This is a genomic window from Pedobacter africanus, from assembly GCF_900176535.1.
In the GTDB taxonomy this organism is placed as follows: domain Bacteria; phylum Bacteroidota; class Bacteroidia; order Sphingobacteriales; family Sphingobacteriaceae; genus Pedobacter; species Pedobacter africanus.
Genome location: NZ_FWXT01000001.1, coordinates 1,531,532 through 1,550,994, shown reverse-complemented (window position 1 = coordinate 1,550,994; position 19,463 = coordinate 1,531,532). Strand labels below are relative to the sequence as shown.

The following is a 19,463-nucleotide window of genomic DNA, read 5'->3' as shown; positions in this document are numbered from 1 at the left end:
TGTTCAATAAATTGAAGAAATCATGTATATAAATTCAATTATCCGCAATTGCCTCTTTCTCCTTTTGACAGGAATGCTTTTTGTTTCCTGCGAGAAAATGGATGCAACCTATAAGGAATTTTTGAGTGGTGGCCAGGTTGTTTATAATGGCAAGCCAGAAAAACTTGAGGCTTTCTCTGGTAATAAGCGTGTCAAAATAAAGTGGTATATCATCTCCGATCCTAAGATTACCAGTGCCAAAATATTCTGGAATAATCCAGGTCATGTTGAGGGAGACCCGATTTTGCCCAATCAAAGGGCGGCTGGAAAAGATTCAGTTACCATAACAATTAAACGTGGCTCTGGTACTGACTCTATTGCTACTTTTATAGATAGGCTTAAGGAAGGTATTTATACTTTCTCGGTGTATATGTACGACGACAAAGGACATGCATCGGTTAAATCTGAAGTAATAGGTGATGTGTATGGAGACAATTATCAGAACTCTATCACCAACAGGCCACTTGAAATGCCCCAACTCAATATCCTGAACGGTAAAAGCGATTTGTATATTCCATGGTATGGGGTTGCGCAGCAGGCCGTAAGGATAGACCTGATCTACACTAATACATCGGGGCAGGTTAAAACTGTTCAAAAGAAAAAAATCCCGAACCCTGTTGACGTACGAAGAGGAACAATCTGGCTGGATAGGGATACCTTATTTAACTTTAAAGATGCCCCGGGGGCAAAATTAAGGTATCGTACGGCTTACCTGCCTGAAGAAAATGCCGTTGATACGTTCTTTACCGCATATACAGACATAGGTTATAAGTATTATGTGCCACCGACCCCTCCGCCGGTAGATCAGAACCTTGCGCTGAGCAAAAAAATAACTACCAGCAGCGCCACAGGAACTACCCTTACAGATGGGGACCGTACAAATAAAACTGTTTGGCAACCAAGCAGTGGTGAGCGTGCTGACCTGAACGTCTGGTTCTATGTAGACCTGGGTGCAGTGGTTGACTTTAACTCAGTTCAGACTTATTTTGTTAAAGACCCTGCGAAAATTACTTATTATGAGATTTTATATACGGAAGCGGCTACGATAGCCACAGATACCAAGTGGAAGAGGGCATATATTAAGTTCGGTGCGCCTGAGACAGAAGATATATTCATTTCAGCAAATGCAGATAATACGGCATTGGTTAACCTTAAAGGAAGATTTGTGAAAATCAACATTGGATTAAGGGATGAAGCAACAAATATCAATGTGTCTGAAGTAGAGGTTTATAAGAAAGATAGGCTTTAGCAACAAACAGTAATGCCCTCAATTTTGACGCTCCCGGAATTACCGGGGCGTCACTCTTAATTTTTCTTCTATCAGCAAGGTTGGAGTAAATGATAATCCGGATTTAAATGATGAAACTGAAATATATATTTTTATGCCTGCTTCCTCTAACATTTTTCTTTCTGTTGAGGTGTGAGAAAAAGAAGACAGAGCCTGCCGGTCCACCAGAGAATGTAAAACCTGTAGGGATTGTTGACGAAGATAGATATGCCACAATGATCAATCTGGAAGCAGATGGACCGGGAGATACCTATGGGCTCATCAACAGGGTGCTCGGGGGAACAGCATATGAAGTGCCCGATTGTGGGCATGCCGTACAGCACATTACGGAAGAATTTGACAACGGGCTAAACAAAAATGTGTTTGCTTTTTTTGCTCATGTAACTCTTGATGACGACCGTTGCGGAGCTACAGACCGGCAAAGAACAGAGATTAAAACTTATGGGCCTTCCGCTTCTGCTGGCAAAGCCTTCGATGGAGATGAGATGAGCTTTAAATGGAAGTTTAAACTGGATGCAGCTTTTCAGCCCTCATCTGGTTTTACGCATATCCACCAGATTAAGGCAGGGGATGGGACAAATGAAGATTCTCCCTTGATTACCATCACACCTCGGTATGGTAGTCCGGATAAACTGGAAGTTATTCATACCGGAAACACCAGTGCCACTACACTGGGTAAGGTGAAGATCGTTGATCTGGCACCTTTCAAGGGAAACTGGATTGAAGCCACTGAAAAAGTAAAATTTGGCACGCATGGAACCTTTGAACTTGTATTAAAAAAAGTAAGTGACGGATCTGTATTGCTGACCTACACAATTAATGATGTTGATCTGTGGCGGACTGGAGCCACATTTTGCCGCCCTAAGTGGGGTATATACCGTAGCTTAAGTAACGCTGTCCGGCTTAGGGATGAGAAGGTCCTTTTTGCGGATTTTGCCATTGGTAAAAAATAGATATGAACCTAATATCATGATATACCTGTGATGAAAAAATTCTTACTGATCGCATTTCTGGCAGTAGCTGCTATAGGGTGCAAGAAAGACAATGCCGAGGTGGTTAAGATGAACAACAACCTTATGGGTAAATGGACTTTGTTGTCAAATAAAATTGTCTATTATGATCAGTTGGGACAGAAAGAGTATGAGGAAGTGTTTGACAATACAAGTATTGTAGGACATATCAGCTTTGTAAAGGGGCTCAAAGCCAGTATTGTAACACGTAGCGCTGAAGTTCTGGATACAAAATATAATCTGGTACGGGAAGATGATATCATTTATATTGAACTTTATGATGCGGCTATTTTTGATGCGCACATCTGGAAAATCACCGAGTCAACGGCTAGTGAGATGACCTGGACCGCGAATTTCAGCAATATTAAATATGAGGATAAGGAGACCGGAGAAATTATAGAAGCACCCAAAGCATTATTGACCCTTAATTTTAACAAACAATGACGAAACAAAGTGCATCCGATCAGCTGTCACGCCGAGCATGGCTGGGTAAAGTTTCAGTTCCGGCTATTGCTGTTGCTGGAGCTGCAATGATCAGTACCCGAATGCCAGAGGAAGCTGCTGTCGCAGGTATATTTGACATAAGGGATTATGGGGCGAAGGGAGATGGGAAAACCCTCAATACATTGGCCATACAGGCAGCCATCGATGCCTGCAGTGCTGCCGGTGGGGGTCAGGTGCTTATTCCTCCGGGTGTGTTCCTGTCAGGCACTTTGCAGCTAAAAACCGATGTGACTTTTCATCTGTCAGCAGGGGCAAAACTGCTTGGCAGCCCTAAAAGGGAAGACTATACTGCCGGAAAGGGCGTCCCTGCGGGTAATGGCAATATTGTATTCTTGTATGCTGTAAATGCAGAACGACTGAGCATTGAAGGTAAAGGTACAATTGATGGGAACGGACTTGCTTTTTATACTGGAAAAGGCGATAATACCGGGCCGGGCCAGAACGGTGTTGGTGGGAATTTCGATCGGCCTCACCTGTTTATTTTTTACCAATGTACGGAATTGCGCCTGCATGATGCGTTTTTACAGGCCGGTGCCTATCATTGTATTCGTTTGTTGCAATGCAAGCATGTATACATTGACGGTGTCAGAATTTACAATCGTGTAAACAAAAATAACGATGGTTTTCATTTCAGTAGCTGCCAGTACGTACACATTAGCAATTGCGATGTACAATGCCAGGATGATGCCTGTGCTTTGTTTGGCAGCAACAAATTTGTAACCGTCACCAATTGCAGTTTCAGCACACGCTGGTCTATATTTCGTTTTGGAGGTGGTGAATCGCAGAATATTGCCATTTCCAATTGTCTAATCTATGATACCTATGGTTGTCCCATTAAGGTCAGTGCTGGCCGGGCGAGCATAGAGAACTTTACTTTTTCCAACATTATCATGAGAAATGTAACTGGTCCCATAGGTATTGGCTTTAGCGGAAGCAGCAATAACAATTCAGTTGTTACAAGTTCTGCATCCAAGCCTTTTGTCCGAAACATATCATTTAACGGTATACGGGCATCTGTTGTTGCACTGCCAGTACCTCATCCGGATATCCATTTTGACCTGCATACCTGGGAGGGAGAAAAAAACTCCTGTATCACTTTAAACGGAATGGATGATCATTATCTGGAGAACATCAGTTTTACGGATGTCCAGGTAAACTATGCCGGTGGTGGAACGCTGGCCCAGGCAAATAAAAGAGAGGTGCCTAAAGTTGCCGCCGAGTATTTCGGGGTTTGGGATACCGCACCCGGAGGACCTCCGGCCTATGGGATGTATGCCAGGAATGTTAAAGGCCTGACCTTGCAAAATGTACGTTTGGAATTTGAGCAGAATGACAGCCGTCCGGCTGTTGTGCTGGATAATGTTCAGGATGCAGCTTTCAACGGATTGAATTTAAAGGGTAGTATGGAGGCGGAGTCTTTACTGAGGATTACAAATTCTAAAGATATATTATTTACTGCTACCCGTATTTTGGCCCCTTGCCAAGTGCTGTTAAGCCTGGAAGGCCCCTCAAATGAAGGAATACAGTTTGACGGAGGAGATTTAAGAAAAGCAAAAAAAAAGGTAGTTTATAGTAGAGGTGCGAATGATAAAGCGCTTACAATAAGGATCTGAAATATGAAAACAATACTGCTTCTGTTGTTATGCGTACCAGCAATAGGCTTAAGCCAGATCAGGAAAGCACCAAAGGATCGTGTAAAAAAGCAGGCAATGGATACGACACTCTTCAAAGGTGTTAATAAAATATGGATAGCGAATGACATGACCCCTAACCAGAACCTGTTCCTATTGCAAACTGCATTAACAAAACGGGGATATACGGTCAGCATCAACAGGAAGTTGTTCAGTGTTTCAACAGCTGATTCTATTGTTGAGGATGGTAGGGTTGCCTATGTTTTAAACGGACGTATCGATAGCAATCGGATTGAGTTGAGTGGTAAATACAATACAATTGCCGTTACTTCCATAATGGGCGAAAGAAATCATGTTTTTAAATATGACATTACCTTTTCGGGGAACAGCAAAGGACTCCCGAAGAAAATGTTTGCCCATTTAATGGAAATTGCTGAGGGCATACAGGGCAAAAAGACTTTTATCGATGAAACGAAGAGAAAGCGCGGTTCGATATTTTAGGCTGTTTGTCTGTTGTGTATTTCTCCTGTTCATAACCAGGCTTAATGCACAAGAACAGCGTGTTTATATTCATCAGGCTAAACAAATCGATAGTTTTATGGATACGCTCAGAAATAAAATGCCGATGGAAAGACTATACCTACATCTGGATAAGTTCAATTATCTGGCCAGTGATACCATTTGGTTTAAAGCTTATCTGTTTGAAGATGCTTATCTGATGCCTTCTACGAAGAGTGGCATAATTTATATGGAGTTAGTTAATACAGAAAACCAGGTAATGAAACGGATGAAATTTCCTGTGCGGTATGGCCTCTGTTGGGGTAACATCAGCCTGGGAGAAAGTGACTTGCCTTCCGGTACTTATTTGCTCCGTGGCTATACCAACTGGATGCTTAATTTTGGCCAGGATGCTGTTTTTTCGACAAGTATATATATAGCTGACCTGAATTCGAAGACGATTGTTTCCCGAGAATCAGCTAGAATAGGATCGAAATCCATCAAACCTGTTACGCGTATAACTGATAAAGTTGCAGCGCTTGAGGTTGTTAGTTTGCCTGGTAAGCTCCAACTGGAAGTAGCTGTATTACCTTTAGATGATACTTTGCCGGCAACGGATCATTATCTGGTCGCATTATCCAGGGATGTGGTGTGTTATGCCGTTCCAATTGATCTGAAAGGAGGAAAAATAGTTAAGTTCATTGACAAGCAGTTGTTTCCTACAGGAATGACCAGGTTTGTAGTGCTGAACCGGAGTTTGCAGGTTGTTAAGGAGCGAATGGTTTATATCGATCAGCAGGATCAGCTCAAGATCAGTTTTAGTACAGCGCATGCAGTTCATAAAGCTATGGACAGCATCACCTTGCAGATTCAAGTAGCTGACAAAAATAATGTGCCCTTGCAGGGCAGCTTTTCTCTGGCAGTAACAGACGATGGGCAAACCGGCATTGATAAGAGGAGCCATGGACTGGTTACGTATATACTTCGGGTATCGGATAGCCTGTTGTACAGCCGTAATCCAGTCCATGACTGGAAAGAGTTACTCAATAAAGAACTGAAATACAAAGCAGAACCTGAGTTTATCATTAGCGGAAGGGCAAATTCAGCATTTAAAGGGTTATCTGAAGCAAAAGTAAGCCTGTTTTTACAGAAACCCCTGATGTTTATGGATACCATTGCCGGACCAGATGGCAGATTTGTTTTTAAAAACATTCCAATGTCAGATACTGCGGTTTATAAAATACAGGCCCGTAATAAAAAAGGAAAGAATTTCTTTGTGAACCTTGAGGTAGATGAATGGGTGGCACCTGTATTTGAGCTGATGCCAAAATTGGAGCAAATGGATTCGTTATTAAAGGACGCAAATTTTGTACAGAAGGTGCAAAAAGCCCTGAGCTTCAAACAGAAATTTGGAAAAGCGACAGGGCATATGCTAGATGAGGTCAATATTGAAGCCAAGAAGATTGTAAAAGGATCTTATAATTTAAACGGTCCAGGTGGCGCAGATCAAACACTTACTGAAAGAGATATGCTAAAGGAAGGTAAAAAATCATTATATAGCCTCTTGATGGAGCGTGTACCTGGTCTCGGTACTGGAAGCTATCTGTTCCCTCCTTCGAGGCAAAGAAAATTTGGGCTTAAAATCAAAGGCCAGTTGGTAAAAATCATTATAGATGGTATCGATGTAGATCAAAGTTATGAGTACTGGCAGAGCATGAGCAGCGATGACGATACGCTTGAAGGGATGCAGGAACGTTTTTTACATTTAAAAACAAATCTTGAACATTTTACCGCCGAAGACGTGAAGGGTATAGAAGTAATGTATAATAGCTTATATAACATCAAATACAATAACAAGTTCTTAAGCCAGGCCGAGACGAGATTCAGTAGAGGTGGGGGCTTAACCGGAGTAGGTGGGGTATCAGGAATTGATTATGCCTACATTGAAGTTACTACACGCAGTGGCAAAGGCCCTTTCATGAAACCTACGCCTGGTACTTATCTGTATAAGCCGCTACCTTTTTCGCTGCCTCTTAAGTTTCAGTCATCCGGGTATGGGGCAACCGTGCATTGGGAGCCCAATATCGTGACCAATGAAAAAGGAGAGGCCCTTGTTTCTTTCCGTGCAGGTACGCAGCCTGCCACTTATAGCATTGTTATGGAAGGTAGTGATATGAACGGGCAGCTGGGCTCGGTTACGAAACCTGCATTTATCACAATAACCCGATAACCTGTTACTTGCAATCCGTTTTTGTAAATACAATACCTTGGCCAAATTTCAGGGCGGAACGGTCTTTGAACATCATTTTGCCGTTTTTTTCAACTACCTCGCCGGTGCCTTCATAAATTTTGCCATCGTCTTTTTTTACAAAAACAACTTCCCTTACCGACCGCATACCTTCCGAGTCGAAAATGTATTCTGCTACAATGGTATCGCCCCTCAGCTCACCTGTAATTTTGCCTTTGTTGTTGTCTTTCTCAAACAATTTATAATTCAACTCTCCGGTCAGTTCTTCTCCGTCAATATCGAGCCTTAACGATGCGGTATCTCCTTTCCCGGTATAGGCATAACAGGTGCTGCTTTTTTTAGGATTTGTCGACGTAAAGGTGGTGTCTACCGCAATCACCTTTGCCGAACTGTCTGATGTAATCTTTTTCTTGTTTTCACTGTTGCAGGAAAGTATAACCAGAGCAAATAATGCCAGTATAAAAGTAAATGGTTTCATTTCTTTACAACAAGCAGGCTGATCTGATTGTTTTAGGAACTAATTTTTGCCGCCTCCCAGCCAATCATTGCTGTTTTACGTGTACTGCCCCAATGGTATTCCCCAAACTCGCCGGTAGACCTGATTACCCTGTGGCATGGAATTAAAAAGGCTACCGGATTATCGCCAACTGCCGATCCTACGGCTCTGCTGGCCTTTGCATTGTCCATCTCAGTAGCAATACTGCCATACGTGGTTAGCTTACCCATTGGGATTTTGACAAGGGTTTCCCATACTTTAAGCTGAAAAGGCGTTCCCTTTAAATGTAATTTGATTTCCGAAAGCCGCTGCCAGTCCTGCGTAAAAATGTAAAGGGCATTTTGCTGTATCATATCCAGCATTTGCCTGTAATGCGCATTGGGAAAGCTTTTTTGCAATGCTTCGAAAGCCAGTGCCTCATCCTCTGCAAAAGCCATATAACAAATGCCTTTAGGGGTAGCCGCAACAATCAGTGATCCAAAAGGGCTTTCTGCAAAACTGTAATTGATCTGCAGCTGCTCACCGCCATTTTTGTATTCGCCCGGTGTCATACCTTCAATGTTAATGAAGAGGTCGTGCAGCCGACTGGTGCCTGATAAGCCGGTTTCGTAGGCAGCATCAAATAAAGTAGCCTGTTTATCCTTCAAAATCCCTTTGGCATATTCCACACTCAGGTATTGAAGAAATTTTTTTGGTGTTACTCCCGCCCATTCCTTAAACATTCTTTGAAAGTGAAAGGGGCTCAGGTGTACATTTTCAGCAATATCCTCCAAAGAAGGCTGGGCTTTAAAGTTTGATTTTAGATAACCTATTGCTGATGCAATTCTGTCGTAGTCAATTTTATTTAACGTTTCCATAATCTGAAATTTGGTACAACAAAATTACTATGGCAAAAGAAGGTATAAAACCCGGAACTTGCGGTATTATGTTTAGCAGAATCCTTAAAAAGGGAACAAAAAAGAAGCGGGAATGACCATACCGATACATTCCCGCTCATCTAAATTAACGCTCTCATATACATAGACGCTATATTCAATCAAATATTGTATAGGGCATCAATTATTTTAATATTTTTTGTCGTAGCTGCTGAAATACCCGCATTCCTGTATGGCCTCGCGATAAAACCGGGTATCACTATACTGTTGTTTTAAAGTTGCAAAATATTTACCAAAGAATACCTCGTTGATGTCGGTATTCCAGTAATTCGCATCTTTTTTCTCCGGATTGATGTAGCCCCGGTTATAACTTTCATTGCGTTCGCACTTTGCGGCCATAAAAGTATATCTCGCTTTCAGTTCCTTACTCTGTGTCGCGTTGGCTGCCATCAGGTAGTACTTTTCTGCAATCTTATTGGACAGCAGCATAGGCTTAAAAACCTCAGGAATGTCAAACGGGGTAGCTCCATCGGCACTCATGATGCCGGTCTGGTAGTAGGACCTTGCATTGCCATAAAAGCTGAGGTTGTAAAAAGCATTGGCCAGCAGGTAGGCGTTCCCCGAAACATTTTTCCCTGCTTTAATTTCCGCTTTAATTTTTTGCATCGTTCTCAGCACATCGATATCATTTAATTTTTTCGGCTGTTTCATTGCATGGTCGCAATCGTGGCAATCGTTGAGGCGCATGTTAAAAGGATTGGCTGGCAACTCGCCCCCCTGATTGCCTAATTTATCGAAAATGGCAATGGCCTCATCAAGTTTATCCTGATAGGTCAGGACCAGCGACTGGTGTACATACAAATCGTTCAGGTCATATGGGTAGTAACGCAGCATGGCCTGTTCAAAAGCCGTTTTATCCGGTTTTTGCAAAAAGCTTTTCATCCGCTCAATATTCTGATTATTGGCATAAAACTCATGATAGCTTTTAAATGCATTTGATTTGACCAGATCGCCCTGCTTTTTATAGAGGGCTGCAATGCTGTTGATACTTTCCTGTAAGGCACGGGCAAACCTGAGCGAGGGAATGGTATCTTTACCATTGTTCAGGTCCGCAAACCAGTTTAAGGGTTCAGTCATCTTTGCTTCGGTTGCGGCATCAATTTTTTTCAGTCCGCTGATAAATAAGGTCCAATCCAGTATTTTGTACTGCGCCATCAGCAGCTTATCTCCGGCAGGAAGCTGTTTTTTGGCTTTGTCGTAAAATTTTGCAGCAGCAAGATTGTTTCCGTCCATAAAGTTCAGGTAACCTGCGGCAAGGTTCCAGAAGTAAGGTTTGGCGGTATTGTTTTTTAGCGCAATGCCACTTACCAGATCAATATTTTGTTTTAAAACCCTTTTTACGGCAGTATCAGGATTGGTCTGGTAAGAACCGTTGACATCGTATTCGCTGATGTTAATGATCCTGGACAGCAACAAATCCAGTTTCTCCGATTTAGGCTCCAGCTTCATAATTTCATTGATGGCGCGCTGCGGATCGTAATGGATGCCCAGCAAATGCCATAGGGTAATCTTTTCGGCTGAAGTTCTGGCCAATCCGAGCGTTTTCTGCCAGTCGGCTTCCTCAAGGGGGCGAAAGCTCCACTCGCTGGGAATCTTGGCCTCATGCGAATAGTCGTAACATAAGCTATTCAGGTAATTGGATAAGGCATAATTTCCATGTTTATAGTGCCAGCCGGCCACATAGCCCAGCGCCCTGTAATACATCATGTTTTTTGGGAAAGCATCTTTATACTCATCAAATGTTTTTAACGTTTTCGACGCATTTGCCGAAAGTGTGGAGTCATTTCTTTCACTGAAGTGATAATACCGCACCAGCTGAAACCAAACGCGTTGTTTAATGAACTTATCTTTCGTTATTTTGAAATGCTGTTGCAAGGTTTGTTCCATTTGAGCGGGTGCCTCTATTTTAGGCTGCGGGTCCCAGGAATAAACAATGTCGGTAGCTGCAAAACTTTCGCAGGATTTGGCCAGCTGCAGGTAATCAAAAAACCCATGTACTTTCTTTTTGTTGAGCTGCAAAGATTTCAGTTGAGCTGCACTTTTTGGCAATTCATTGCTTTTCCCTTTAAAGTTGTTGTATGCCGAGTCAATGCCTTTGGCAGATGCTTTGAAAAGCAGGTATTCAAGTGCAGGTTTCTCCAGCTTTTGATCAAAGTAGGCATACCAGTCGTTGGTTACAGCGGCATTGTAGCGACTGGTATTGCTTTCATAAGGCGATCCGTAGCCTCCACCGTAATAGGAAATGTATTCCGTATAAAAGAAAGGGGTGTAGTCTTTAGCTACAAATGCTTCCGGACTAAAGCTGGAATACTCGTAGTCGAATCCGTAGTCGGCACAGGCCCATACTACGCCGCCAAGGGTCAGACTGGATAAACTAAAAATAAGTAGAAATTTCTTTGAAATCCGCTGCTTTAAATGCTGATAAATTGAGGTTGCCAAGTTCATAATAGATGATTGTTCTTTTGTCTTTTTTATTTAAATGGGACGACAGTTGTTTTGCCGCCCCTTCTAAAGTCTTTTTGTTGCTTTCTTCCAGTTTGAAAATGTCGCCAGCCTTTACATAAATACCCCCGGTAAAAAAGCTGTTTGTTGCCACATATACATCCTTTTGTGCTGTTTGCTTAAAGTTAGTGGTATTATTCAATTCATTTCTCCCTATTTTTCCATATACCTGGATAATTTTGCCGTCCCTGATCTGTATGGACCATGAAAATACGGGTAAGGCAATGTCTAATGGCAAAAGATAATTAGGTAAACTACTAAGATACGGAGTGGCATCTTTAGCATTGTATATAGAATTTGCTGCTGCGGGATCAGCAGATAGTTTACCCATGTTGTAAAACATCAATATACCCCGGTCAACCGGTGGCACACCCGTTTTGAACTGGTATTTTACCTGGTGCAACCTGATGGTGCTTTCCAGTGATTTTTTGCTGATCTTTTTTAAGGTCTTTAAAAAGCTAAAATATTTTTCTTTGGTGCCAATGGTCCAGTCACAGTCAATTTGTATGGCCTTATAGGCAAGTTGCTGCTGTTTGGCAAGCTTTTCAATGAGGGCATTGCTCTTAACAGCTAAACTATCGAGGTCATCTACGGCTAGTTTTTCGAAAGTCTGATTGGTGATGAAGATAACAGGTGTAATGTCTGGCAGCGGTGTAAGTTTACCAAAGTGGAGAACAGCCTCCGGGTAAGGGCAATTGGCTTTTGGATCCCATTTGATATCAAAAAAGCGTACATAGAGCTTACCGTTTCCGGTGTTGTTCAAAAGCGATACCTGTGTTTTATTGAGATTAAAATTTTGTTTCCAATAATAAAATGCGGTAGTGGTTCCGCTATTTTTACTGCAAGACGTGCAAAATACTGTCAGAAAAATCAGACAGGCAATCGAGCAAAAGCGTAAACGGAGCGGATGATTGGGCATAAGCCCATCTGCTCAATAACTTCGCCAAAAATTGCAGACAAAAGAAATAAAAAAGGGACTGAACCGTTCAGCCCCTTTTTATGTTACATTAAATAAATGGCTTTGTTAATATTTAGCCCCAAATTTGTTACCGTACAATTCGATCAGTTTTTTGTCCATCCATAATCCACGCATGTTCCGGGTAATGATGTCCCCTTCAGGGCCAACCAATACGCAAGTAGGGATGCCGTTAAAATTATAGATCTTAGAGAAGTCACCTGTAAAGGCTTTCAGGTCAGAAACCTGCAACCAGCTCATTTGTTCGTCGGCAATTGCTTTTAACCATTTGGCCTTGTCGTCATCCATAGAAATGCTGATCACTTCAAAGCCTGCAGGGTGATACAGTTCATATGCTTCTTTCAAATGGGGGATGTCGGCCCGGCATGGACCGCACCAAGAAGCCCAGAATTCAAGCAGGGTATACTTTCCTTTTCCAACATGGTCTGATAGCTTTACAGGATTACCGTCCTTGTCGTTAAATGCAAAATCAACAAATTTTGAGCCTACAGCGGTCCTTTTTACAACTTCTGCTTTTTCTATCAGGCTTTTGCCTCCGGCCGATGCTTTTAATGCAGGCGATAATGAGGACAGTACTTCATCGATCTCTTTTGCGGTAAATGAGCCAATATTCTTCTTGGCTACATATAATGCAACCGGACTGGAATTGTTCTGTTTGATGAAATTATTTACATAACCCAGTAAAACGGCCTTTGTAGCGTCAATGGCTTCCACCAGTTTTATGCCTTCGGATATCGGGCCCTTCTGTTTGTCTTTCCCTGGGTTCAGGTACTTAATGTAGGCATCAAAAGCTGCGCTGTTTTGCTTTTTTAGAGGCTCATAGCCCGCATTAAATTTAAGGAATAGGTTATGCGAAGCCGATCCTGTAACTTTTACTTTTTCATAAGGATAGCCGCCCATATAGTTCAGCTCCAGCTCAGTTAAATTGCTGTCCAGAGGGGCCGAAATACTGATCTTTTTGTTTTCTACAAAAAGGGGCAGGGCAGAAGCAAACCTTTGCTTTGGCAGCTTGCCAAATACAATGGTGTAAAACTGGGGATAGGCAACATTGCCTTTAAACTGGAATGCTCCATTTTTTAGCACTGTGCTGTCCTGGTACTTGCCAAATGAATCTTCTGCCCGCAGGTATACCTTGCGGCCATCGGCACCGCCGCTTACATTCCCGCTAATGTTGAAGCCGGTTTGACTATAGCCTTGTACCGCTGCAAGCGTGAGGAGCAGGGCAGAGGCAAATGATAATGGTTTCATAGTTCTTTATTTTGGTTAAATTTATTTTCTCAATCGTATTCCATCAAGGCAAAAGTAAGGCGCTATGTTTGCATTTACCGTACCGTTATAGGAGTTGGACAGGCTAAATACCACCCTTGTTACAGCGCCAAGACTACTCAGGTCCATTTTAGACCAGTTGGGAGCGATGTAACTGGCTGTAGGATTGGCCGGATCTGCCCCAGGGCGTACAGCAAGCCAGTAATCTACAGTCCCGGTGGCCGAACTACCGTTATAGCCTTTGGCAGTCAGTTTGATATAGCCTGTATTGAGTTTGATCATGTTTTGTCCGCCTGGCCCTGGCAGGGTAAACCGGCCGTACAACAAGGTAGAAGGGTTGGCAATATTGATGTTCTTTACCTTTGTACCCGTAATGGAGTAAGCCTGTGTAGCCGGATCAAGTGTGCCGGAATAGATGGATCCATAATTTTCAAGCAGGTAATTGTAGGTGGTATTGGCTACCAGGGCATATTCTACTACTGCTGCTTTTTCCAATGTAAAGGAAGCATCTTCATCTTTCACCGATGCTACCAGGAAATTGTTGGTCTGATTTGTCGTTACGGTATATACACTGTAAATACAGGAATCGATACGCAATTTCGTCCCGGCAGGGGTAAGTCCGCCTGGAGGAGGAAAATCAGGGCTCAGCCCCCATGGATAGGAGCGCCAGTTTTTATTGGATATGGCGAAGCCTGAAAAAGAACCATCAGGATTGTTCTTTACATTAAAAGTGATGATGCCCGACTTCTCATTGCCCGATTTAAAAGGTGCCGTGGGTATTTTGAATGTAAAATCTGCCAGCTGCTGGTCCTCAAAAGTAATGTCTTCAGGATAAGGGATCAGTATTTTGCTGTCTTTTTCGCAGGAATAGAAAACAGTGCTGCTCAGTACCAGCAGCAGTATTGCGATATATTTGTTGATCTTCATAACTATATTATTTTAAATCAGGGTTCTGTTCCATTAATGGATTGTTTACAATCTCTGCGTCGGGAATAGGTCTGCATATTTTATTTTCTTCCAGGGCCTTTCCGTTTTTCAGGGCTACAATCCAGGGCTGCCCGTTGGTTTTAAAGCGCAGTGCAGCAAAAAACTCGCTCCCGTTTTCCAGAAATGTTTCTGTAACGATCTCTTTAAAGATCATGTCCATCAGCTGATCTGTATTGGCAGGGTTTAAGGCCGGTAATACCGGTGTAACCCGTTTAGCACGCATTTCATTAATCGGAGCAATGGCCTGGGCAGGGGTTGCACCAGTGCGGGCCAGCAATTCGGCTTTCATCAGGTAAAGTTCAGGGAAACGGAAGTAATAGGCTGCATATTTTTCATCAGGCGGACTGGCAATTTGTCCGGCATAACGCCCCAGTCTGGCCACTTTTTTAAAGGTGTAGCGCATGGTATTGTCCCAGGTCTCGCCGGCACGTACCGGGCCGGTAACTACCGGCCATCTCGGATCGGCGCTAAACCAGTCGTATCCGGCAACCAGGCCTGCAGTTGCCACGCCCCCAATTGGCAGCGGAAGTGTAGTGCCGCCAATTTGCGACAGGTAATAGGTATAGTAATAACCTCCTTTTGTTGAACGGGTACCATCGTTTTCCAGGTACCTTACAAAAAGGTTTTCTTTGGAATCCCAGGAGTTGGCATATACATCTGCCAGGTTCGCTTCCATTGCAAAGGTTGACGGACGGTTGGTCAGCACATCGTTCACCAGGCCCAATGCAGCCTGCAGGTCGGCACTGGTATTTCTGTATCCGCCGCGGTACAGCAGGAGTTTGGCTTTCAGTGCCTTGGCAAACTGTTTGGAAACATAACGCGGTGTAGTGATATCAGGCAGATTGGTAATGGCAAAGTCCAGGTCCTCATATATTTTTTTATAACTTTCCCCTACGGAGATCCGTGCTTTTCTGATGTTATCCAGACTAACAACCTCATCCCTGTAAAGCAGGCCATACGGATCAGCGTCATCTGCCCACCAGTGTGTATAGTTCCACAGGATATTGGCATTCACCCAGGCCCTCAGGCAGCGGCCTTCCGCGGTAAGCAGATTTTTGTCTGTGCTGCTCATAACCGATTCCGGGAGTTTGCTGATGCCCGAAATGGCAAAGTTGGCCGCATTCAGACTTTTATAAAATGCTGTCCAGGAGACTGCCCCAATCGATGTCTGATTGTACGACATATCGTATTCTGCTGCGATAAACCGTACAAGCCCTGATTTTGATGCCTGGGCGGCATACAGGGCGCCCGACCAGTCGTCATTCTGAAAACTGGCATACACGCCACCCAATGCAGCTTTAGCTGTGGCCGGGTCTTTAATGGCATTGGCATCAGTAAGGTTATGGATGGGCTGTATATCCAGGTAGTCCTTGCAGGAAAGGATACTAAAGCTGCCCAAAAGCAATAAGGTATAAATGATCTTTTTCATGTTTATGCATTTATTGTGGTTCATCGCCATTATTTAAAAGTGAACTTAACACCCAGGTTATAGATCCTGGCCGAAGGATAATAGCTGTTGTCTACACCCATTCCGGTGCCGATTGCACTGCTCGACCAGTTGCCCTGAGGGTCAAAGCCCGGGTATTTGGTAAAGGTGAACAGATTGGTAGCCTGGAATGTAAAATTGATACCCTGTATCAGCTTGTTTTTAAAAATATGGTCCGGAATGCGGTAACTGATGTTCAGCGCATTCAGCCTGATATAGGAAGCGTCGTACAGGAAGTAATCAGAAAAAGTACTGTTGGCCCCGTCACCGTAATGGGTCATCCTTGGTATGGCTGCTTCGTAAGGGCTTAGCAGGGTTGCGCTTCGGCCTGCAATCAGGTTACTGTGATTATAGTTACCTACATAGCCTACATCATCTAAAGGCATTTTCCATAACCTCATGTTACCGTACGAATAGGTAAAGGTGGTGTTTACCATAAAGTTTTTATAATACAGGCTCATTCCAAATCCACCATATATTTTGGCATCGGCACTGCCCAGCTTTACTTTATCGTCAGCATTAATTACCCCATCACCATTCTGGTCAATGAAATAAAGGTCGCCGATGTTCTCTGTAGAAGTACGGTAGAAAACCTTTGCACCGGTAACCGGGTTTACTTTTTGCAGGGCGATGATCTCTTCAGGTGTCACAAACAGCCTGCGGGCGGTTTGATAACCAAACCATTCGCCGGTACGCTGCCCCTCCTTAACGGTCATATATGGGGAGTAGTCATCAGGGAAGTTCAGTTGTTTGGTAATGCCATTAATCTTCAGGATGCGGTTAACATTGTTGGATGCATTGAAGTCGACCGTAAATGTCAGATCGTTTTTACGGATCACATCTACCTTAATATCAAACTCAACCCCCTTGTTTTTTAATGAGGCCACATTGGCACTGATATTGGTTAAAGAAGAGCTTGGCGGCAGCGGAAGGTTATAGATCAGCTGATCGGTATTTTTCTGATAAACCCCAAAAGTACCCCTGATCCTGTCGTCCCAAAGTCCGAAATCAATTCCCGCATCCTTCATTAATGTCTGCTCCCATTGCAGGCCGTAGTTACCAATAGAACTAGGGGCCATGGCAGGGTTTTCATTGTACCTTGAAGAACCTACGCGGGTAATCCAGTCATAATTGCCCAGGTTCTGCGAACCGGCCTTACCAATTGAGGCCCTGATTTTAATGTAATTGATGATCTTTCTCAGACCTTTACCTTTCATGAAGTCTTCTTCTGTAAGCAACCAGGCAATTGCTCCCGAAGGGAAAGTTCCCCAGCGTTTATCTGGTCCGAAACGCGATGAACCATCACGCCTGATGGTACCGGAAATAATGTAGCGGTCGTTAAATTTATAGTGCGCACGTGCAAACTCCGAGATCAGGGCATTCTCTGTAAATGTTTCGCCAAGCGCACCCCGGGTAGCGCCTGATGAAAAATCGTTCAGAATATCATCATCCGGGAAATTGGTGGCATTCATGCTGTAGGTTAAGCCATTGTTTTTCTCCATGGAGTAGCCCACAAGAGCTGTAATGTCGTGCTTACCAAAGTTTTTGGCATAAGTAAGCGTATTTTCCCATACGTTGGTCTGTATTTTAGGATTGCTCCAGCTGCGGCTGCCAGTGGTGTTAAATGTACTGCCTTTACGTTTGTAGGTCAGGCTTTGCGAATTGTTATAATTGGCGGTGAAAGCCGTTTTAATAACCAGTTCTTTCAGGATCGCATATTCCAGGTAACCTGTACCATTAAAAATCTGCCCGTTGGCAGTTTGGGTATTCAGCAAAGTAGTATAAGGGTTTTCTGTATAGGGGTCCCGGGTAAACAGGGAGCCATCCGGATTGTAAGCAGGAATATCTGGTCGGATTTGTTTCAAGACTGTTAACATATAATCCTTGTCGTCTGTTTTACGGGATGAACCGCTCAGGTTCAGGCCAAACTTAAGGCCCCTGCGGATATTGGCCTCCAGGTTGATACGACCTCCGTAAACCCTGCTGCTTCCTGTTTTTACAATCCCCTCGTTATTGGTATTGTTTAGTGAAACATAATAAGCAATGTTCTCCGTACCACCGCGCAGTGAAATGTCATGCTGCTGGGTAAGCGGGTTCTGGGTCATTTCTTTGAGCCAGTTGGTATTGCCTTCGTAATAGGCACCAGGAAGTACTTTAAAGGAACTTCTGTTGAACTCGCTGGTGTTCAGGTTAAAAAAAGCCTGCTCATCCAGGTAAAGCCGGGTGAAATAATCAAAAACTCCCCTTCTGTAAGCCTCTTCCCTTGCTGCAGCATCCGCAAAACGAATATACTCTGGGGCCTCCATGTATTTGTAGCCATTAAAATCCTGCTGCATGTAACCCAGGCGGCTGGAAATTTCAATAGTAGGCTTCTGGCCGGTAATTCCCCGCTTGGTAGTTACAATCACCACCCCGTTTGCTGCCCTCGAACCATATAATGCGGTAGCAGAAGCATCCTTTAAAATGTCTACACTTTCCACATCGTTCAGGTTCAGGTTATACAGTGAGTTTTGAATATTCCCGGTAGTTGAGGTAGAATAATCAGGTACCCCGTCTATCACCCACAAGGGTTGATTATTTCCGGAGAGTGACGATGCACCACGGATAACCACGCTGATGGGTGAGGTGGGAGAGGCCGACTGTACGGCAACATTTACACCAGAGGCCCGCCCCTGGATCAGGCTTTGGATAGTGGCACCCATTGGTGCATTTTTAACTTCTTTTTCTCCCAGACGCGCTACAGATCCGGTTACATCTTTCACCTTCGAGGTGCCGTAAGCTGTTACTACAATCTGCTCCAGGCTAGGAATATCCTGCTCCATTGAAACACTGAAGTTTGTGCGGTTGCCCAGTTTCAGTTCACGGGTTTTATATCCGATAAAAGTATAAACCAGTGTTGCATTTTCTTTAACATTACGCAATGTAAATTCTCCGTTGTTTTGACTTATGCTGCGGTTATTGGTGCCTTTTTCGGTTATGGTTACACCTGCAAGCGGGTTGCCTTTTTCATCGGTCACCCTTCCTCTGATATCTGTAGCCTGCAAAACTTCTATAATGCGCTGAATTAGTGTTCTGGGCCTGTCTTTGATCACCACAGTCATCTCTTCTAGCACATAAGTCAGCGGCTGATTGGAGAAGCATATGGTAAGTGCTTCTTCCAGTGTTGCATTTTTTACATGAACGCTAACCGGTTTTGCTGTTTTAAGCGATCTGGCATTTACTATAAAATCATAACCACTTTGTTTCCTGATCTGTGCTACAATTTTTTCAAGAGAGGCATTCGATTCATTTAATGTAATTCTTTGGGCAAAACCTGCTGCGCTGACCTGTAAAAGAAAGGTGGTCATTATGATAATGGTTAACTTCATAATACGCAATATTTGGTTCGGTCTGTCGGCGCATAGCTCAGACCTGAATGAATGGTAAAATTTCATACATTTGTTTGGGTTTTGGGTTGTTGATATTTGTTGTTACTGCAATAAATTAAGATGTAACCCAGGCTATGCAGGTTCGGCTCCAATCCGGACCTGTTTTTTTTTGGATTACAGTTAAGTAGCTTTAAGTCATAACTGTGGTTCTCCTTTCTTTAGTTTTAGG

General features: G+C 43.4%; 14 protein-coding genes. 6 read left to right on the top strand and 8 right to left on the bottom strand.

Features of this window, described 5'->3' with window-relative positions; all coding sequences use genetic code 11:
• Positions 1 to 22: 22 nt before the first annotated feature.
• The 6 genes from B9A91_RS06445 (at position 23) to B9A91_RS06420 (ending at position 7,200) form a co-directional block, all read left to right on the top strand.
• Positions 23 to 1,288: a DUF4998 domain-containing protein gene (locus B9A91_RS06445; RefSeq protein ID WP_084237556.1), complete on the top strand. Its 1,266-nt coding sequence runs from the start codon at positions 23 to 25 to the stop codon at positions 1,286 to 1,288.
• 107 nt (positions 1,289 to 1,395) lie between these two features.
• Positions 1,396 to 2,280 (top strand): polysaccharide lyase family protein, encoded by an 885-nt coding sequence (locus B9A91_RS06440; RefSeq protein WP_084237555.1) that lies wholly within the window; start codon positions 1,396 to 1,398, stop codon positions 2,278 to 2,280.
• Positions 2,281 to 2,310: 30 nt separating this feature from the next.
• The gene (locus B9A91_RS06435; protein ID WP_084237554.1) at positions 2,311 to 2,781 is read left to right on the top strand and encodes a hypothetical protein; all 471 of its coding nucleotides are present in this window, start codon (positions 2,311 to 2,313) and stop codon (positions 2,779 to 2,781) included.
• Positions 2,778 to 4,454: a glycoside hydrolase family 28 protein gene (locus B9A91_RS06430; RefSeq protein WP_084237553.1), complete on the top strand. Its 1,677-nt coding sequence runs from the start codon at positions 2,778 to 2,780 to the stop codon at positions 4,452 to 4,454. Before B9A91_RS06435 ends, B9A91_RS06430 begins: the two co-directional genes overlap by 4 nt.
• A 3-nt stretch (positions 4,455 to 4,457) precedes the next feature.
• Positions 4,458 to 4,973 carry a hypothetical protein gene (locus tag B9A91_RS06425; protein WP_084237552.1) on the top strand — a complete coding sequence of 172 codons (516 nt, stop codon included), beginning with the start codon at positions 4,458 to 4,460 and terminating at the stop codon, positions 4,971 to 4,973.
• A gap of 97 nt (positions 4,974 to 5,070) precedes the next feature.
• Positions 5,071 to 7,200, top strand: a complete 2,130-nt coding sequence (locus B9A91_RS06420; protein ID WP_084237551.1) for a hypothetical protein — start codon at positions 5,071 to 5,073, stop codon at positions 7,198 to 7,200.
• 4 nt (positions 7,201 to 7,204) lie between these two features.
• Here B9A91_RS06420 and B9A91_RS06415 read toward each other — a convergent pair whose 3' ends face one another.
• From B9A91_RS06415 to B9A91_RS06380, 8 genes are all read right to left on the bottom strand, one after another.
• Positions 7,205 to 7,696 carry a hypothetical protein gene (locus B9A91_RS06415; protein WP_235012474.1) on the bottom strand — a complete coding sequence of 164 codons (492 nt, stop codon included), beginning with the start codon at positions 7,694 to 7,696 and terminating at the stop codon, positions 7,205 to 7,207.
• A 32-nt stretch (positions 7,697 to 7,728) separates the two neighbouring features.
• Positions 7,729 to 8,571, bottom strand: coding sequence for a bifunctional helix-turn-helix domain-containing protein/methylated-DNA--[protein]-cysteine S-methyltransferase (locus tag B9A91_RS06410; RefSeq protein WP_084237550.1), 843 nt, complete (start codon positions 8,569 to 8,571; stop codon positions 7,729 to 7,731).
• Positions 8,572 to 8,778: 207 nt separating this feature from the next.
• Entirely contained in the window at positions 8,779 to 11,094 is a 2,316-nt protein-coding gene (locus B9A91_RS06405; RefSeq protein WP_084237549.1) for a hypothetical protein, read from the bottom strand.
• Positions 11,024 to 11,914, bottom strand: coding sequence for a hypothetical protein (locus B9A91_RS06400; protein WP_235012473.1), 891 nt, complete (start codon positions 11,912 to 11,914; stop codon positions 11,024 to 11,026). The genes B9A91_RS06405 and B9A91_RS06400 overlap by 71 nt, the downstream gene beginning before the upstream one ends.
• 261 nt (positions 11,915 to 12,175) lie before the next feature.
• Positions 12,176 to 13,375, bottom strand: coding sequence for a TlpA disulfide reductase family protein (locus B9A91_RS24520; protein WP_084237548.1), 1,200 nt, complete (start codon positions 13,373 to 13,375; stop codon positions 12,176 to 12,178).
• Between the two features lie 21 nt (positions 13,376 to 13,396).
• Positions 13,397 to 14,320, bottom strand: a complete 924-nt coding sequence (locus B9A91_RS06390) for a DUF4465 domain-containing protein (protein WP_084237547.1) — start codon at positions 14,318 to 14,320, stop codon at positions 13,397 to 13,399.
• Between the two features lie 7 nt (positions 14,321 to 14,327).
• Entirely contained in the window at positions 14,328 to 15,809 is a 1,482-nt protein-coding gene (locus tag B9A91_RS06385; protein ID WP_159451655.1) for a RagB/SusD family nutrient uptake outer membrane protein, read from the bottom strand.
• 29 nt (positions 15,810 to 15,838) lie between these two features.
• Positions 15,839 to 19,234 carry a TonB-dependent receptor gene (locus B9A91_RS06380; RefSeq protein WP_159451654.1) on the bottom strand — a complete coding sequence of 1,132 codons (3,396 nt, stop codon included), beginning with the start codon at positions 19,232 to 19,234 and terminating at the stop codon, positions 15,839 to 15,841.
• Positions 19,235 to 19,463: the final 229 nt, after the last annotated feature.

What these genes read in the sequence shown, in the direction of transcription:
- B9A91_RS06445 (WP_084237556.1), top strand. Translation starts at nt 23, where the DNA reads ATGTATATAAATTCAATTATCCGCAATTGCCTCTTTCTCCTTTTGACA.
- B9A91_RS06440 (WP_084237555.1), top strand. Translation starts at nt 1,396, where the DNA reads ATGATGAAACTGAAATATATATTTTTATGCCTGCTTCCTCTAACATTT.
- B9A91_RS06435 (WP_084237554.1), top strand. Translation starts at nt 2,311, where the DNA reads ATGAAAAAATTCTTACTGATCGCATTTCTGGCAGTAGCTGCTATAGGG.
- B9A91_RS06430 (WP_084237553.1), top strand. Translation starts at nt 2,778, where the DNA reads ATGACGAAACAAAGTGCATCCGATCAGCTGTCACGCCGAGCATGGCTG.
- B9A91_RS06425 (WP_084237552.1), top strand. Translation starts at nt 4,458, where the DNA reads ATGAAAACAATACTGCTTCTGTTGTTATGCGTACCAGCAATAGGCTTA.
- B9A91_RS06420 (WP_084237551.1), top strand. Translation starts at nt 5,071, where the DNA reads ATGGATACGCTCAGAAATAAAATGCCGATGGAAAGACTATACCTACAT.
- B9A91_RS06415 (WP_235012474.1), bottom strand. Translation starts at nt 7,696, where the DNA reads ATGAAACCATTTACTTTTATACTGGCATTATTTGCTCTGGTTATACTT.
- B9A91_RS06410 (WP_084237550.1), bottom strand. Translation starts at nt 8,571, where the DNA reads ATGGAAACGTTAAATAAAATTGACTACGACAGAATTGCATCAGCAATA.
- B9A91_RS06405 (WP_084237549.1), bottom strand. Translation starts at nt 11,094, where the DNA reads ATGAACTTGGCAACCTCAATTTATCAGCATTTAAAGCAGCGGATTTCA.
- B9A91_RS24520 (WP_084237548.1), bottom strand. Translation starts at nt 13,375, where the DNA reads ATGAAACCATTATCATTTGCCTCTGCCCTGCTCCTCACGCTTGCAGCG.
- B9A91_RS06390 (WP_084237547.1), bottom strand. Translation starts at nt 14,320, where the DNA reads ATGAAGATCAACAAATATATCGCAATACTGCTGCTGGTACTGAGCAGC.
- B9A91_RS06385 (WP_159451655.1), bottom strand. Translation starts at nt 15,809, where the DNA reads ATGAAAAAGATCATTTATACCTTATTGCTTTTGGGCAGCTTTAGTATC.
- B9A91_RS06380 (WP_159451654.1), bottom strand. Translation starts at nt 19,234, where the DNA reads ATGAAGTTAACCATTATCATAATGACCACCTTTCTTTTACAGGTCAGC.